A 14,936-nucleotide genomic window follows, 5' to 3' on the forward strand; every position below is an offset into this window, starting at 1 on the left:
AAAGCAAACCTTCGGTTTGGGCTTCAAGCTTCAAGCCTCAAGCTGCAAGTTAGAGCGATTCGGCTCTTGCTTGCAGCGTGTGGCTGATAGCTTGCAGCTGCATTAATTAAGATGTTCGACGCGAATCCGTACCACCGGCCCGACCACGCCTTGCAGGGCTTCCAGTGCGGCGATGGCATCGTTCATGCGCTGTTCCAGCACGCGGTGGGTCAGCAGGATCATCGGCACCAGGCCGTCGTGTTCCTCGACTTCCTTCTGCATGATCGACTCGATGTTGATGCCGCGCTCCGAGAGGATGCTGGCCACCTGGGCCAACACGCCCGGATGATCCTTGGCCTGGATCCGCAAGTAGTAGGAGCTTTCGCAGGCTTCGATCGGCAGGATCGGATGGGCCGACAGCGAGTCCGGCTGGAACGCCAGGTGCGGCACGCGGTTTTCCGGGTCGCTGGTCATGGCGCGGACCACGTCCACCAGGTCGGCAATCACCGACGAAGCGGTCGGTTCCATGCCGGCGCCGGCGCCGTAGAACAGGGTCGAACCAGCGGCATCACCGTTGACCATCACCGCGTTCATCACGCCATTGACGTTGGCAATCAGGCGATCGGCCGGAATCAGGGTCGGATGCACACGCAGCTCGATGCCCGCCTCAGTACTACGCGCTACACCCAGGTGCTTGATGCGGTAGCCCAGGGCTTCGGCATAGTTCACGTCAGCAGTGGTCAGCTGGGTGATGCCTTCGGTGTAGGCCTTGTCGAACTGCAGCGGGATGCCAAAGGCGATGGACGCCAGAATCGTCAGCTTGTGCGCTGCGTCGATGCCCTCGACGTCAAACGTCGGGTCGGCTTCGGCGTAACCCAGGGCCTGGGCTTCGGCCAGCACGTCTTCAAAGGTACGGCCCTTCTCACGCATTTCGGTGAGGATGAAGTTGCCGGTGCCGTTGATGATCCCCGCCACCCAGTTGATGCGGTTGGCCGACAGGCCTTCGCGGATCGCCTTGATCACCGGGATGCCACCGGCCACTGCCGCTTCAAACGCAACGATCACGCCCTTCTCACGGGCCTTGGCGAAGATTTCATTGCCGTGCACGGCAATCAGCGCCTTGTTGGCGGTGACCACGTGCTTGCCATTCTCGATGGCCTTGAGTACCAGCTCACGGGCGACGGTGTAGCCGCCGACCAGTTCAATGACGATGTCGATTTCAGGGTTTGTGGCCACGTCGAAGACATCGTTGGTAATCGCAATACCGGTTGTTTGGTACTGAGGCTTTGGCGTACGCATGGCAATTTGTGCCACTTCAATCCCACGCCCTGCACGGCGGGAAATTTCCTCAGCGTTACGCTGAAGTACGTTCAAGGTACCGCCACCGACGGTCCCTAACCCACAGATGCCTACTTTGACCGGTTTCACTGAAGCACTCCCCATGAAACGGCCGACTCAAGGTCGGCCGTGAAAACAGCCGCACAACTGCGGCTCGCTATTGATGACCCGTTGATTTGTCGCGGGTCTGACCGTCAAAGGCTCGACGATACTGCTTATTTGGCACCCAACGCCAGTTTGGCGATTTGTGGTGCCGGCTGGTAGCCCGGAATGACCTGGCCGTCAGCCAAAACGATGGCCGGCGTACCGTTCACGCCAATCGACTGGCCCAGGGCGAACTGCTTGGACACCGGATTGGCACAGGCGGCAGCCTTGATGTCCTTGCCATCGACCATCTTGTCCATGGCGGCTTTCTTGTCAGCCGAACACCAGACCGCTTGCAACTGCTTGTCGCCCGGCGAACCCAGGCCCTGGCGCGGGAACGCAACGTAGCGTACTTCCACACCCATCTTGTTCAGCTCAGGCACTTCGGCGTGCAGCTTGTGGCAGTACGGGCATGTGGTGTCGGTGAATACGGTGATGTGGGTCTTGGTTTCGCCAATGGCCGGGTACACCACGGTTTCTGCAACCGGAATACCGTTGATCAACTTGGACACGCCCAGGCGTTCGGCCTTCTCGGTGAGGTTGACCGGTTTGCCGTCTTTCAATTGGAACAGGTAGCCCTGGACGATGTACTGGCCGTCGGCACTGGCGTAGAGCACGCGGCTGCCCTTGAGCTTGACTTCATACAGGCCGGCCATCGGGCTGGCGCTGATGCTTTCGACCGGGGTTTCGAGTTGGAGGCTTTCCAGACTCTTACGGATTGTCTTCTCGGCGGCGTCGTCGGCGACGGCAAAGGTTGAGACCAACGCAATAGCTGCGGCGGCAAAAATCTGGGTCAAGCGCATGGGAACTCCTGAAGGCAGATGCAGGGACGAAGGCCAGGACGCCGATCTGGAAACACGGCTCGGGACCGTCCCCTTTGCAAACCGGCAAAGCCTACCACAATTGGGCGCCAGGGCAGACGCCAGCGGCCAAATTGGGACCTGTCAGCCCCGCGGGTGATGTTTGGCATGCAGGTCCTGCAACCTTGCACGTGCCACGTGGGTATAAATCTGCGTGGTGGACAAGTCGCTATGGCCCAGCAACATCTGCACCACCCGCAAGTCCGCGCCATGGTTGAGCAGATGCGTGGCAAAGGCATGTCGCAGGGTGTGGGGGGACAGCGACTTGCCGATCCCGGCCACCCTGGCCTGGTGCTTGATGCGGTGCCAGAAGGTCTGGCGGGTCATCTGTTCGCCGCGCAGGCTGGGGAACAGCACGTCACTGGGGCGCCCGCCGAGCAGTTCACTGCGGGCGTCGCGCATGTAGCGCTCGACCCACACAATCGCCTCTTCGCCCATGGGTACCAGGCGCTCCTTGCTGCCCTTGCCCATCACCCGCAGCACGCCCTGGCGCAGGTTGACCTGTTCCAGGGTCAGGCTGATCAATTCGGTGACGCGCAGGCCGCAGGCGTACAACACCTCCAACATGGCGCGGTCGCGCTGGCCGATGGCTTCGCTCAAGTCCGGGGCGGCCAGCAGGGCTTCGACATCAGCCTCCGACAGGGATTTAGGCAAAGGCCTACCCAGTTGTGGCATATCGACTTGTAGAGTGGGGTCGATGGCTATCAGCTTTTCACGCAATAGATAGCGATAAAAGCCACGCACTCCTGAGAGGAATCGCGCAGTGGAGCGTGGTTTGTAGTTTTGCTCTACGCGCCAGGCCAGATGATCGAGGATCAAGTCGCGCCCGGCATGGCTCAGCTCCAGGTTTCTCTCCAGCAGCCAGCCATTGAACAAGGCCAGGTCGCTGCGATACGACTGGCGGGTGTTGTCCGACAGGCCTTTTTCCAGCCAGAGGGCATCGAGGAAACGGTCAATCAGAGGATGGTCGATAGCAGGCATGGGCACTCAGGCAGCGCTGGCACGGGGCTTTGCGCAAAATATTCGTGAACTGTTACGTAGACCACTAGTCTTTCATAGCCTGCAACTTCAAGGAACAGGGAGCTTCAATGAACGAACAACAGATTCTGTTGGCTTTTGGCGGTATTGGCGCGGCGGCATTGGGCTGCCAATGGCTGGCCTGGCGCCTGAAACTGCCGGCGATCCTGTTTCTACTGCTGACCGGAATCCTCGCCGGCCCGGTGCTGGGCTGGCTCGACCCGCAGGAAATGTTCGGGCCGCTGCTGATGCCGCTGGTATCCCTGGCGGTCGCGCTGATTTTGTTTGAGGGCAGCCTGACCCTGCACCTGTCGGAATGGAAAGAGATCGGCAGCGTGGTACACCGCCTGGTCACCGTCGGCGCGCTGTCGACCTGGGCGGTGATCACCGTCGCGACCCATTGGCTACTGGGTTTTGACTGGATGCTGGCCTTGCTGTTCGGCACGCTGACCCTGGTGACCGGGCCGACGGTGATCGTACCGATGCTGCGGGTGGTCCGGCCGAAAGCCTCGATCGCCAATATCCTGCGCTGGGAAGGCATTGTCATCGACCCGATTGGTGCGCTGCTGGCGGTGGTGGTCTACAGCTTTATCATCGCCCGTGCTTCCGGCGACGGCTTGAGCCATAGCCTGCTGACCTTTGCCGGGGTGATTGCCTGCGGCAGCGCGTTCGGCATTGCCGGCGGCTGGGCGCTGGGGCAGATCATGCGCCGGCAATGGCTGCCCGAATACCTGCACAACCTGGCAACCCTAGCTGCGGTGCTGGGGATCTTCATCGCGTCCAATCAAGTGATGCACGAATCCGGCCTGCTGGCGGTGACGCTGATGGGCATGTGGATGGCCAATATGAAGGGCGTCGACGTGCGGCATATCCTGCACTTCAAGGAAAACCTCAGTGTCTTGCTGATTTCCGGGCTGTTTATCTTGCTGGCCGCGCGCCTGGACCTCAACGCCCTGATTGCCCTGGGGCCATTCGTGTTGATCCTGCTGCTGATCATTCAGTTCATTGCTCGCCCCTTGAACGTGGCACTGTCGACCTTTGGCTCGAACCTGAACTGGCGGGAACGGGCATTGCTGGCGTGGATTGCCCCGCGTGGGATTGTGGCGGCGGCGGTGTCGGCAATTTTTGCAATCCGCCTGGATGAAGCCGGCCATGAAGGTGCATTGCTGCTGGTGCCACTGACCTTCGCGGTGATTATCGGCACGGTGGTGCTGCAAAGCGCCACTGCACGGCCATTGGCGCGCCTATTGAAAGTGGCTGAGCCGGCGCCGAGTGGCTTTCTGATTGTCGGTGCCAATGCTCCTGCGCGCATCCTGGGCAAGGCACTCCAGCAGTTGGGCAGCCGGGTGCTGCTGACCGACTCCAGTTGGGAAAACATCCGTGCCAGCCGCATGGAAGGCCTACCCACTTACTTCGGCAACCCGGCCTCGCAACATGCCGAATCCCACTTAGACCTGGTGGGCCTTGGCCACCTGCTGGCGCTGTCACCCTCGGGCGAGCTGAACACCTTGGCCGCCATGCGTTTTCGTCATGAATTCGGTCATCGGCTGTTTGCCCTGGCGAGCAGCCAGGAAAGCCGACGCACCGACAAACACCGGGCCAGCGGTGAGCATCGCGGGCAGCTACTGGGCAGCCAACCGCTGAGTTACACCAAACTGGCGAGCTTGTTGGGGCAAGGTGCCGAGCTGTACAGCACTAACCTGACCGAGGGTTTTGGCTGGGATGACTATCAGACGCTGCATGGCGAGCGAGCGACGTTGCTGTTTGCCCGCGATACCAACGGCTGGGTGCATGTGGTGACCCCAGAGAGCAGCTTGAAGCCGGTGGCGGGCTGGACGTTGTTGGCGGTAATCCAGCCAAGTTGAACACGCTGTAGGCGCTGCCAAGCCTCGCCGAGGCTCGACAGCGCCTACATGTGAATGTCGTCAATTCGAGCAATGAATTTGCCACAGATTTTTGTCAAATCGCAGGCACAAAAAAGCAGCCCGTAGGCTGCTTTTTTCTGCATCGGGAAGCTGGACTTAAGCCAGTTTTTCCTTGATGCGAGCTGCTTTACCGGACAGGTCACGCAGGTAGTACAGCTTGGCTTTACGTACGTCACCGCGACGTTTAACGGCCATGCTGTCGATTTGCGGGCTGTAGGTCTGGAAAGTACGCTCTACGCCAACACCGTTGGAGATTTTACGAACAGTGAAAGCACTGTTCACACCACGGTTACGCTTGGCGATAACGACGCCTTCGAACGCTTGCAGACGCGAACGGTCGCCTTCCTTCACTTTCACCTGAACGACAATGGTGTCGCCCGGGGCAAAGGTAGGGATCTCTTTGGTCATCTGCTCTGCTTCGAGTGCAAGGATGATTTTGTTAGTCATGCTGTGCTCCTAAGGTAAATCGTCGGATTTACCATCGATACGTTGTTAACTATCGTCCCGCCCGAGGATGTATTCCTCAAGCAGCTTCTTCTCTTCTCCAGAAAGCGAGCGGCTTTCCAGAAGATCGGCGCGTCGTTCATAGGTCCGACCAAGGGACTGCTGTAAACGCCAACGCCGGATGTGTGCGTGATTGCCACTTAGCAATACGTCGGGAACACGCTGATCCGCATACACCTCCGGTCGGGTGTAGTGCGGGCAATCCAGCAAACCATCCGTGAAGGAATCTTCCTCCGCGGAGTCCGCATGCCCTAAAGCTCCAGGCAGCAGTCGTGTAACCGCATCTATCAGGACCATCGCCGGCAGCTCACCGCCAGACAAGACATAGTCCCCAATCGACCACTCTTCATCGACATGAGCTTCAATAAAACGCTCGTCAATGCCTTCATAGCGACCGGCAATCAGGATCAATGCTTCCTCATTCGCCAGACCGCGTACCGCCGACTGATTAAGCTGGCGGCCTTGAGGGGACAGGTAAATTACCTTCGCCTTCTCCCCGGCTGCTGCCTTGGCCTGAACCAGGGCGTCTTCCAGGGGCTTGATCTTCATCACCATGCCCGGGCCACCGCCAAATGGGCGATCGTCCACAGTGTGATGTCGATCCGTCGTGTAGTCTCGCGGGTTCCAACAGGTAAGCTGCAAGAGCCCCTGTTTCACCGCCCGACTGGTGATGCCGTACTCGCTGATGGCGGAAAACATCTCGGGAAACAAACTGATCACTTCAACGCGCAAGTTAGCCACGCTTAGAAGTCCGCATCCCATTCCACCTTCATCTCGCCCGCTGCCAGGTCGACGGCCAACACGCATTGCTCGGTATAGGGCAACAGGCGTTCGCGATCATCCAGGCTGCCAGCGCAAGGCTTGACCACCATTACATCATTGGCGCCGGTTTCCAGAAGATGATCGATTTTCCCGAGCAATTGCCCAAGTTGATCAATGACCTTCAGACCTTCCAGCTGGTACCAGTAGTACTCGCCGTCGGTCAATTCAGGGAACAGGTTGCGCGGCACGCAGATCTCATAACCGGCCAGAAGACGCGCTTCTTCACGATCATCGAGACCCTTGAGCTTTGCGACCAGGAACTTGTCGTTCCCGCGTCCACTGACCAGCTCGACCTGTTTCACACTACCTTCGCGCTTGAGCGTCCAGGTCTTGTACTGCAACAGGTTTTCAGTCGGATCAGTAAAGGAATACACCTTCACTTCGCCGCGAACGCCATGAACAGAATAAATCTTGCCGATAACGATCAAATCATCAGCAACAGCTGGCGTCGCGTTCATATTGCTCAGGCTGCGGCCTTAGCCGAGTCCTTCAACAACTTGGCAACACGCTCGGAAGGCTGTGCACCAACGCTCAGCCAGTAGGCTACGCGCTCTTGGTTCACGGACAGACGAACTTCTTGACCACGAGCAACAGGGTTGAAGAAACCAACCTGTTCCTTGTGCGAACCGTCACGCGGGTTGCGGCTGTCGGTTACGGTCAAGTGGTAAAACGGGCGCTTTTTGGAGCCGCCAAGGGCAAGACGGATTGTTAGCATGTGAACATCGTTCCTGTAGTCGGTGCTGCAAATCTAAATGCACAGCGGGCATGGGTGCCCGAAAGGCCGCATATTCTAAGGAATATCCGGACTTTTGCAAATGTCTTTTTCCGGCACCTGACCGCGTGCCATTCAGATCTGCTATAGAGCCGTCGGTTAAAACGGCGAGTCAGCTCCCGCCAACGGCGGGTTTGCTGGAGATCCCACATCCCTGTGGGTCTGCGCAAGAGCAAGCCCTTGCGCGAATTCTTTACATTTTAGGCATGCCACGGCCGGGCATCATGCCACCCATGCCGCGCATCATTTTGGCCATGCCGCCTTTGGCCGAAAATTTCTTCATCATCTTCTGCATCTGCTTGTGCTGCTTGATCAAGCGACCAATGTCCTGCACCTGGGTGCCGGAACCCATGGCGATCCGACGCTTGCGCGAACCGCTGATCAGCTCAGGGTCGCGGCGCTCGGCCGGGGTCATGGAGTTGATGATGGCTTCCATCTGCTTGAACTGCTTCTCTGCCGCACCCTGGGCATTGCCCATTTGCGCCAGGTTCACACCGCCCATGTTCGGCAGCTTGTCCATCAGGCCGCCAAGGCCGCCCATGTTCTTCATCTGTTGCAACTGGTCGCGGAAGTCTTCGAGGTCGAAGCCCTTGCCCTTCTTCAGCTTCTTGGCCAGTTTGTCGGCCTTGTCCTTGTCGAGGGTCTGCTCGGCCTGCTCGATCAGGCTGAGCACGTCGCCCATGCCGAGGATCCGCGAGGCAATCCGCTCAGGGTGGAACGGTTCGAGCGCTTCGGTCTTCTCGCCCATGCCGATGAACTTGATCGGCTTGCCGGTGATTGCGCGCACCGACAGTGCGGCACCGCCACGGGCATCACCGTCGACCTTGGTCAGGATCACGCCGGTCAGCGGCAGTGCGTCACCAAAGGCCTTGGCGGTGTTGGCCGCGTCCTGGCCAGTCATGGCGTCGACCACGAACAGGGTTTCTACCGGGTTGATCGCGGCATGCAGCGCCTTGATCTCGCCCATCATCTCTTCATCGATGTGCAGGCGACCGGCGGTATCGACGATCACCACGTCGATAAACTTGAGCTTGGCTTCTTTAATAGCAGCGTTGGCGATGTCGACCGGCTTCTGGCTCAGGTCGGACGGGAAGAATGTCACGCCGACTTCACCGGCGAGCATTTCCAGCTGCTTGATCGCGGCCGGACGGTATACGTCGGCCGACACCACCATCACGGATTTTTTCTTGCGCTCTTTAAGGAAGCGCGCCAGCTTGGCAGCGGTGGTGGTTTTACCCGCACCCTGCAAACCGGCCATCAGCACAACGGCCGGCGGCACGGCGCTGAGGTTCAAATCTTCGTTGGCCGCGCCCATCAGGCTTTCGAGTTCGGCCTGCACGACCTTCACAAAGGCCTGGCCCGGCGTCAGGCTGCGGGACACTTCAGTGCCGACCGCACGTTCCTTGACCGAGTTGACGAAGTCCTTGACCACAGGCAAGGCGACATCGGCTTCCAGCAACGCCATGCGCACTTCGCGCAGGGTGTCTTTAATATTGTCCTCGGTCAGCTTGGCCTTGCCGGTGACATGGCGCAGCGTCTGCGAGAGACGGTCAGTCAGATTTTCAAACATGCGCGATCCTTTCAGGCCCTATTCATCGAAATGCATTGGTAGACCGAGGTAATGGCGGCCCAGGCTGTGATAAATCGCTATTAAAAACAGCGCTCGGCGAGCCTGCGGCGTGGGCAGGTCGCGGATTATAGCGAAGACTGTCGCCATGCACACCCGCTGTCTGGCCCGCTGGTCTTTCGTGGAACGCAGGTGTGTGCCAAACTCATCGGCTTTCGGGCTTGCCTAACAGGATTTATGCTCCCTTTGTCACCCAGTTTGCTACCCAGTCTCGCCGCCGCACTCTTGTATGCCGCTGCGACCCTCTATCAGGGCACCCGCCTGGCCCAACGCGCCAGGGCGGACAAACGCCTGCTGGCCGGGCTTGGCGTGCTCGCCCTGCTGGCCCACGCTGCCAGCCTGTTCACCCACCTGATGACCCCGGTGGGCCTGGGCCTGGACTTTTTCAGCGCCGCCAGCCTGATTGCCGCCGCCGTGATTGCCTTGACGCTGCTGGCCTGCGCGCGGATCCCGGTAGAAAACCTGCTGTTGCTGCTGTTCCCCCTGGGCATGCTGACGGTGCTGCTGGCGCAATTCGCCCCCACCGGCACGGTGCAGGTGATTGACGAGGAGCCGGGCATCCTCGCGCATATCCTGCTGTCGATCCTGGCCTATGGCATGTTCACCATTGCGGTGTTCCAGGCCTTGCTGCTGCTGTTGCAGGATCACCAGCTCAAGCACAAGCACCCGTCCGGGCTGATCAAGAACTTCCCGCCGCTGCAGACCATGGAAAGCCTGCTGTTCGGCTTCCTCTGGGCCGGCTGGACGCTGTTGTCGCTGTCGCTGATTTCCGGCTGGCTGTTCGTCGAGAACCTGTTCGCCCAGCATCTGGTACACAAGACCCTGCTGGCATGTCTGGCCTGGGTGGTGTTCAGCGTGCTGCTGTGGGGCCGTAACCGCCTCGGCTGGCGTGGGCACAAGGCAATCCGCTGGACCCTGGCCGGCTTCTGCCTGTTGATGCTGGCGTATTTCGGCAGCAAGCTGGTTCGCGAATTCATCCTGCATATCTGACGGGCAGCGATTATGGACAATTTGCCCCTTGAGCCCATGCTCGCGGTAGCGGCCCTGCTGGTCTTATGGTCGGCGCTGTTTACCGCCATCGAAGCGGCCCAGCACCACTTGCTGGCCTTGCGCCCCGGCACGCGCCAGGGCGACAAGGCCGCCGCCCGCCTCAGCTTCCCCCGCAACAGCCTGATCCTGTGCAATACCCTGTGCCGTGCGGTGGTGGTGATCCTCTGCACCCTGTTGGCGATCTATGCCTGGGCCGAAAACGGTCCCTGGCTCGGCTGGCTGATCTCCAGTGCGCTGCTGCTGGTGCTGGCCGACTACCTGCCCCGCACCCTCGCCACCCGCTATCCACATGCAGTGCTGGGGTTTGGCAATACACTGCTGGGCATACCGCTGAAAATCCTCTACCCCCTGGCCTGGCTCCTCAATGGCATCAGTTTGCTGCTGCTGCGCCCTTTCGCCCGCAAGTCCGGGGTCGTCAAGAACAGCGACGAGCCACAGCCCGACCACGCCGACGAGCAGGCCACGGACGACAGCGAAGACCGTGCCCCGGGCATGCCTGGCATCCATGCCCTGGACAACATCACCGTCAATGACATCCTGGTGCCGCGCAGTGAAGTCGACGGCATCAACCTCGACGACCCCATCGAAGACATCATCGAACAACTGCGCACCTCCCAGCGTACACGGCTACCGGTGTTCCACAGCGATATCAACCAGGTCGAGGCGGTGCTCAACACCCGGCAGATCCAGCATCTGTTGCCCGATGCCAGCCTGACCAAGGACGCCCTGCTGGCAGCCTGCCATGAACCGTACTTCGTCCCGGAAAGCACGCCACTGCAGCTGCAGCTGCTCAATTTCCACAAACAGCAACGCCGCCTGGGCATGGTGGTGGACGAATACGGCGAAGTGCTGGGCATCGTCACCCTGGAAGACATCCTGGAAGAGATCGTCGGCGAATTCGAAAGCGAACAGAGCCTGGACAACCCGCTGATCCAGGCCCAGCCAGACGGACGTTATGTGATTGACGGCGCGGTATCGATCCGTGAATTGAACAAGTGCCTCGGTTGGCACCTGCCCAGCGATGGCCCCAAGACCCTCAACGGCCTGGTGACCGAAGCCCTGGAGACCATTCCCGATTGCGCGGTGTGCCTGAAAATCGGTCGCTACCGCCTGGAAATCCTTGAGACCGAGGACAACCGGGTGAGCAAGGTGTTGATCTGGCATATCGGTTCGGCACCGATAGCCAACTGACTCACCGCGGATGGGCCCGCTCCCACATTTGATCTCTTCACCCCCAAAGACCGAGCTCCAGCCCTTGTTTGCAGCGCAAACCCCTTCCTATAATCGATCCAGCTTACCCAAGCCCCGCCCGACCGCGTGCTATCCGCACTGAGCGTGTCCAGGCATCGTTTTATCGAGTCTGACCGGCACTCGCTCCCATCCCGAGTCGATGCCGCGCACTGCCCTGATCCCTGGGTGCAAGACCAATAACAATCCGCGCCAAAGGCGCAATGACCATCAGGGATACCTCAATGAGCACCACCTATGACGAGGGCGCGCCCGCTGCCCCGACCAACTCGACCAGCCGGGTCGCGACCGCGAGCATCATCGGCACGGCCATCGAGTTCTACGACTTCTATATCTATGCCACGGCCGCTGCGCTGGTAATCGGCCCGGTGTTCTTCCCGCAGAGCTCCGGCACCGCGCAGATGCTGGCGGCGTTCCTGACCTTCGGTATCGCGTTTATCGCCCGGCCACTGGGCTCGGCGCTGTTCGGGCACTTCGGTGACCGCATCGGGCGCAAGTCGACCCTGGTCGCCTCTCTTTTGTTGATGGGCGTCTGTACCACGTTGATCGGCTTGCTGCCCGGCTACGACTCCATTGGCGCCTGGGCGCCGATCCTGCTCTGCGTATTGCGTTTCGGCCAGGGCCTGGGCCTGGGCGGCGAATGGGGTGGCGCGGCCTTGCTGGCCACCGAGAACGCGCCCAAGGGCAAGCGCGCCTGGTTCGGCATGTTCCCGCAATTGGGGCCCTCCATTGGTTTCCTGGCGGCCAACGGGCTGTTCCTGATCCTGGCCATGAACCTGGACGACGAACAATTTCGCAGCTGGGGCTGGCGCATTCCGTTCCTGCTCAGCGCAGCGTTGGTAATGGTCGGCCTGTATGCGCGCCTGAAGCTGCATGAAACCCCGGTGTTCGCCAACGCGGTCGCCAAGGAAAAACCGGTGAAAGTGCCGCTGGTGGAACTGTTCAGCCAGCATTGGCTGCAGGTGCTGCTGGGCGCGGCGGCGATGGTGGTGTGTTATGCGCTGTTCTACATCACCACGGCGTTTTCCCTGAGTTATGGCGTGAGTACCCTGGGCTACAGCCGCGAAACCTTCCTCGCCCTGCTGTGCTTTGCCGTGCTGTTCATGGGCGCGGCCACGCCGCTGGCAGCCCTGGCCAGTGACCGTTATGGGCGCAAACCGGTGCTGATCGTCGGTGCGGTGCTGGCGATTCTTTCCGGCTTCACCATGGAACCGCTGCTGACTCACGGCTCGACCTGGGCGGTGGCGTTGTTCCTGTGCCTGGAACTGTTCCTGATGGGCGTGACATTTGCGCCGATGGGGGCGCTGTTGCCGGAATTGTTCCCGACACGCGTGCGTTATACCGGGGCTTCGGCGGCGTATAACCTGGGCGGAATCGTAGGGGCTTCGGCCGCACCGTTTTTCGCGACCAAACTGGTGGCGATGGGTGGGCTGAGTTATGTCGGCGGGTATGTGTCGGCGGCAGCGTTGCTCAGCTTGATTGCGGTGCTGTGCCTGAAAGAGACGCGGGATAATGATTTGAACAAGGTCGCCTGATAGACCGCTATCGCGGGCAAGCCCGCTCCCACATTGGGAATGTATCCAAATGTGGGAGCGGGCTTGCCCGCGATGCTTTTAGAGCTCTACAACCACCGCCTGTGAGGCACGGGTCGCCTTGGCCCGGGCAGCCTCGATCGACTCATCCCGCGCCAACGCCACGCCCATGCGGCGCTGACCATTCACTTCTGGCTTGCCGAACAGACGCAGCGCGGTATCCGGCTCGCTCAAGGCGGCACCGAGATTGGCGAACGCAGTCTGGGTCGATTGCCCTTCCACCAGAATCACCGCCGACGCCGACGGCCCGAACTGGCGGATCAACGGAATCGGCAGGCCGAGGATCGCCCGCGCGTGCAGGGCAAACTGCGACAAGTCCTGGGAAATCAAGGTCACCAGGCCCGTGTCATGCGGGCGCGGCGAGACTTCGCTGAACCACACCTGGTCGCCCTTGATGAACAACTCCACACCAAACAGGCCACGACCGCCCAACGCCTCGGTCACAGCCTTGGCGACGCGCTCGGATTCGGCCAGGGCCACCGGGCTCATGGCCTGGGGCTGCCAGGACTCTTGATAGTCGCCCTTCTCCTGACGGTGACCGACAGGTGCGCAGAAAGTGGTGCCGCCGACGTGACGCACGGTCAGCAGAGTGATTTCGTAGTCGAAGTCGATAAACCCTTCGATAATCACCCGGCCCTTGCCGGCACGCCCGCCTTCCTGGGCGTAGTCCCAGGCTTTCTGTACATCGTCGGCACTGCGCAACAGGCTCTGGCCCTTGCCCGACGAACTCATCACCGGCTTGACCACGCAAGGGAAGCCCAGGTCTTCGACGGCCTTGCGGTAGTCTTCCACGGTGTCGGCGAAGTGGTACGGCGAGGTCGGCAGATCCAGCTCTTCAGCAGCCAGGCGACGAATGCCTTCACGGTTCATGGTCAGCAGCGCCGCACGGGCGGTAGGGATCACGGTGAAACCTTCGGCTTCCAGCTCCACCAGGGTACCGGTGGCGATGGCTTCGATTTCCGGCACGATGAAGTGCGGTTTTTCAGCCTCGATCACCGCCCGCAGGGCCGCGCCGTCGAGCATGTTGATCACATGGCTGCGATGCGCCACTTGCATGGCCGGCGCGTTGGCGTAGCGATCCACGGCAATCACTTCAACGCCCAGGCGCTGCAGTTCGATTACCACTTCCTTGCCCAGTTCACCGCAGCCACACATCAATACGCGGGTCGCGGTTGGCGACAATGGAGTTCCGATTCGGGTCATCTCAGGTCCTCAGGGGAGCGGATCAGGGGGAGAAAGGCCGGCATTTTACATGAACGGCAGCAATTGGCCTCAGTTGGCGAGCCGCTGGCGACGCAAACGCCAGGCCATCGCCAGCCACACCACGGTGACCCCGGCAAATTTCGAGGCCAGTGCAGTGCCGACCACCGCTGGCGTCAGGGCGCCAATCAGGCCGAAAAAGATAAAGGTATCGAGGGGAATGCTCAGTGCCGAGCTGATCCACAGGCGGTCATGCAACGGTCGCTTGGTGATGCTGAAGACCAGCCAGTCAATGCACTCGGACACTGCGAACGCCGTGGCGCTGGCCAGGGCGATGGACGGATCGGAGGTGAGGTAGGACAGCACCAATGCCGCGAGCATGGCGATGATCGCCCCGTGGCCGAAGCGCGTTTGCACCATGTCCCGCAGGATAAACACCAGGCCACCCCAGGCGGACCAGATGACGTCCAGGTGCGGGGCGGTGGAAAAGGCGAAGTTGATCAGCACGACGCTGCTGATGTAGGCGATCAGGAAGAGCATGGGGCGAGGGACCTGTGGGTAATGCGCACAGGGTACACAATTAAAGGGATGTCGTCTGGAAGGGCCCCTTCGCGAGCAAGCCCGCTCCCACATTTTGGACTGCCCCCGAAAAGTTGGACAGTTTCAGCTAGCAGCCTCAGCAGCATGAGTCCTGTATTTCACAGGGCTCATGCCATTGAGCTTTAGCTTGCTGCGGTCATGGTTGTAGTAGTGGATGTACTCGTCCAGACCGGCTTTCAGTTCCTCAGCGCTCTCGAAACGCTTCAGGTAGAAAAACTCGGACTTAAGCGTACCAAAAAAGCTCTCCATTGCCGCATT

Annotated in this window: 15 protein-coding genes; 4 read left to right on the forward strand and 11 right to left on the reverse strand. The window is 60.3% G+C overall.

From position 1 onward, the window contains the following. Nucleotides 1-102 precede the first annotated feature (102 nt). The 3 genes from FJD34_RS14055 to xerD all read right to left on the reverse strand — a co-directional run bounded on the left by FJD34_RS14055 (nucleotide 103) and on the right by xerD (nucleotide 3,302). Nucleotides 103-1,407, reverse strand: coding sequence for a homoserine dehydrogenase (locus FJD34_RS14055; RefSeq protein WP_032858239.1), 1,305 nt, complete (start codon nucleotides 1,405-1,407; stop codon nucleotides 103-105). Nucleotides 1,408-1,532: 125 nt separating this feature from the next. Beyond that, entirely contained in the window at nucleotides 1,533-2,264 is a 732-nt protein-coding gene (gene dsbC, locus FJD34_RS14060) for a bifunctional protein-disulfide isomerase/oxidoreductase DsbC (RefSeq protein ID WP_032858241.1), read from the reverse strand. Nucleotides 2,265-2,405: 141 nt separating this feature from the next. Beyond that, entirely contained in the window at nucleotides 2,406-3,302 is an 897-nt protein-coding gene (gene xerD, locus FJD34_RS14065; RefSeq protein WP_090290563.1) for a site-specific tyrosine recombinase XerD, read from the reverse strand. 107 nt (nucleotides 3,303-3,409) lie between these two features. On the opposite strand from xerD, the gene FJD34_RS14070 reads away from it, so the two are divergent. Continuing rightward, entirely contained in the window at nucleotides 3,410-5,203 is a 1,794-nt protein-coding gene (locus tag FJD34_RS14070) for a cation:proton antiporter (protein WP_032858244.1), read from the forward strand. Between the two features lie 156 nt (nucleotides 5,204-5,359). Here the strand turns inward: FJD34_RS14070 and rplS are convergent, their stop codons facing one another. From rplS to ffh, 5 genes are all read right to left on the reverse strand, one after another. Next, nucleotides 5,360-5,710 carry a 50S ribosomal protein L19 gene (rplS, locus tag FJD34_RS14075; RefSeq protein WP_003175895.1) on the reverse strand — a complete coding sequence of 117 codons (351 nt, stop codon included), beginning with the start codon at nucleotides 5,708-5,710 and terminating at the stop codon, nucleotides 5,360-5,362. Between the two features lie 45 nt (nucleotides 5,711-5,755). Then, on the reverse strand, nucleotides 5,756-6,529 hold the full coding sequence (gene trmD / locus FJD34_RS14080; RefSeq protein WP_174553279.1) for a tRNA (guanosine(37)-N1)-methyltransferase TrmD: 774 nt from the start codon (nucleotides 6,527-6,529) through the stop codon (nucleotides 5,756-5,758). Beyond that, nucleotides 6,511-7,047, reverse strand: coding sequence for a ribosome maturation factor RimM (gene rimM / locus FJD34_RS14085; RefSeq protein WP_010565276.1), 537 nt, complete (start codon nucleotides 7,045-7,047; stop codon nucleotides 6,511-6,513). The genes trmD and rimM overlap by 19 nt, the downstream gene beginning before the upstream one ends. Nucleotides 7,048-7,052: 5 nt before the next feature. Continuing rightward, complete coding sequence (gene rpsP, locus FJD34_RS14090) at nucleotides 7,053-7,304, reverse strand: 30S ribosomal protein S16 (RefSeq protein WP_003175899.1); 252 nt, start codon at nucleotides 7,302-7,304, stop codon at nucleotides 7,053-7,055. Between the two features lie 250 nt (nucleotides 7,305-7,554). Continuing rightward, nucleotides 7,555-8,931: a signal recognition particle protein gene (ffh, locus tag FJD34_RS14095; RefSeq protein WP_090290562.1), complete on the reverse strand. Its 1,377-nt coding sequence runs from the start codon at nucleotides 8,929-8,931 to the stop codon at nucleotides 7,555-7,557. Nucleotides 8,932-9,165: 234 nt separating this feature from the next. Between ffh and FJD34_RS14100 the strand changes: the two genes are divergently transcribed. From FJD34_RS14100 to FJD34_RS14110, 3 genes are all read left to right on the forward strand, one after another. Then, on the forward strand, nucleotides 9,166-9,978 hold the full coding sequence (locus FJD34_RS14100; RefSeq protein WP_029296177.1) for a cytochrome C assembly family protein: 813 nt from the start codon (nucleotides 9,166-9,168) through the stop codon (nucleotides 9,976-9,978). A 12-nt stretch (nucleotides 9,979-9,990) separates the two neighbouring features. Beyond that, entirely contained in the window at nucleotides 9,991-11,229 is a 1,239-nt protein-coding gene (locus tag FJD34_RS14105) for a transporter associated domain-containing protein (protein WP_090290561.1), read from the forward strand. 281 nt (nucleotides 11,230-11,510) lie between these two features. Beyond that, nucleotides 11,511-12,821, forward strand: coding sequence for an MFS transporter (locus FJD34_RS14110; protein ID WP_032858249.1), 1,311 nt, complete (start codon nucleotides 11,511-11,513; stop codon nucleotides 12,819-12,821). Between the two features lie 78 nt (nucleotides 12,822-12,899). Here FJD34_RS14110 and purT read toward each other — a convergent pair whose 3' ends face one another. The 3 genes from purT to FJD34_RS14125 form a co-directional block, all read right to left on the reverse strand. Next, nucleotides 12,900-14,081 carry a formate-dependent phosphoribosylglycinamide formyltransferase gene (purT, locus tag FJD34_RS14115; RefSeq protein WP_032858251.1) on the reverse strand — a complete coding sequence of 394 codons (1,182 nt, stop codon included), beginning with the start codon at nucleotides 14,079-14,081 and terminating at the stop codon, nucleotides 12,900-12,902. Between the two features lie 69 nt (nucleotides 14,082-14,150). Then, on the reverse strand, nucleotides 14,151-14,618 hold the full coding sequence (locus FJD34_RS14120) for a VUT family protein (protein WP_032858252.1): 468 nt from the start codon (nucleotides 14,616-14,618) through the stop codon (nucleotides 14,151-14,153). Between the two features lie 123 nt (nucleotides 14,619-14,741). Continuing rightward, nucleotides 14,742-14,936 (reverse strand): IS3 family transposase (locus tag FJD34_RS14125; RefSeq protein ID WP_146552213.1); only part of this gene is annotated, 195 nt, incomplete at its 5' end.

This window comes from Pseudomonas brenneri, assembly GCF_007858285.1.
Taxonomy (GTDB): Bacteria; Pseudomonadota; Gammaproteobacteria; order Pseudomonadales; family Pseudomonadaceae; genus Aquipseudomonas; species Aquipseudomonas brenneri.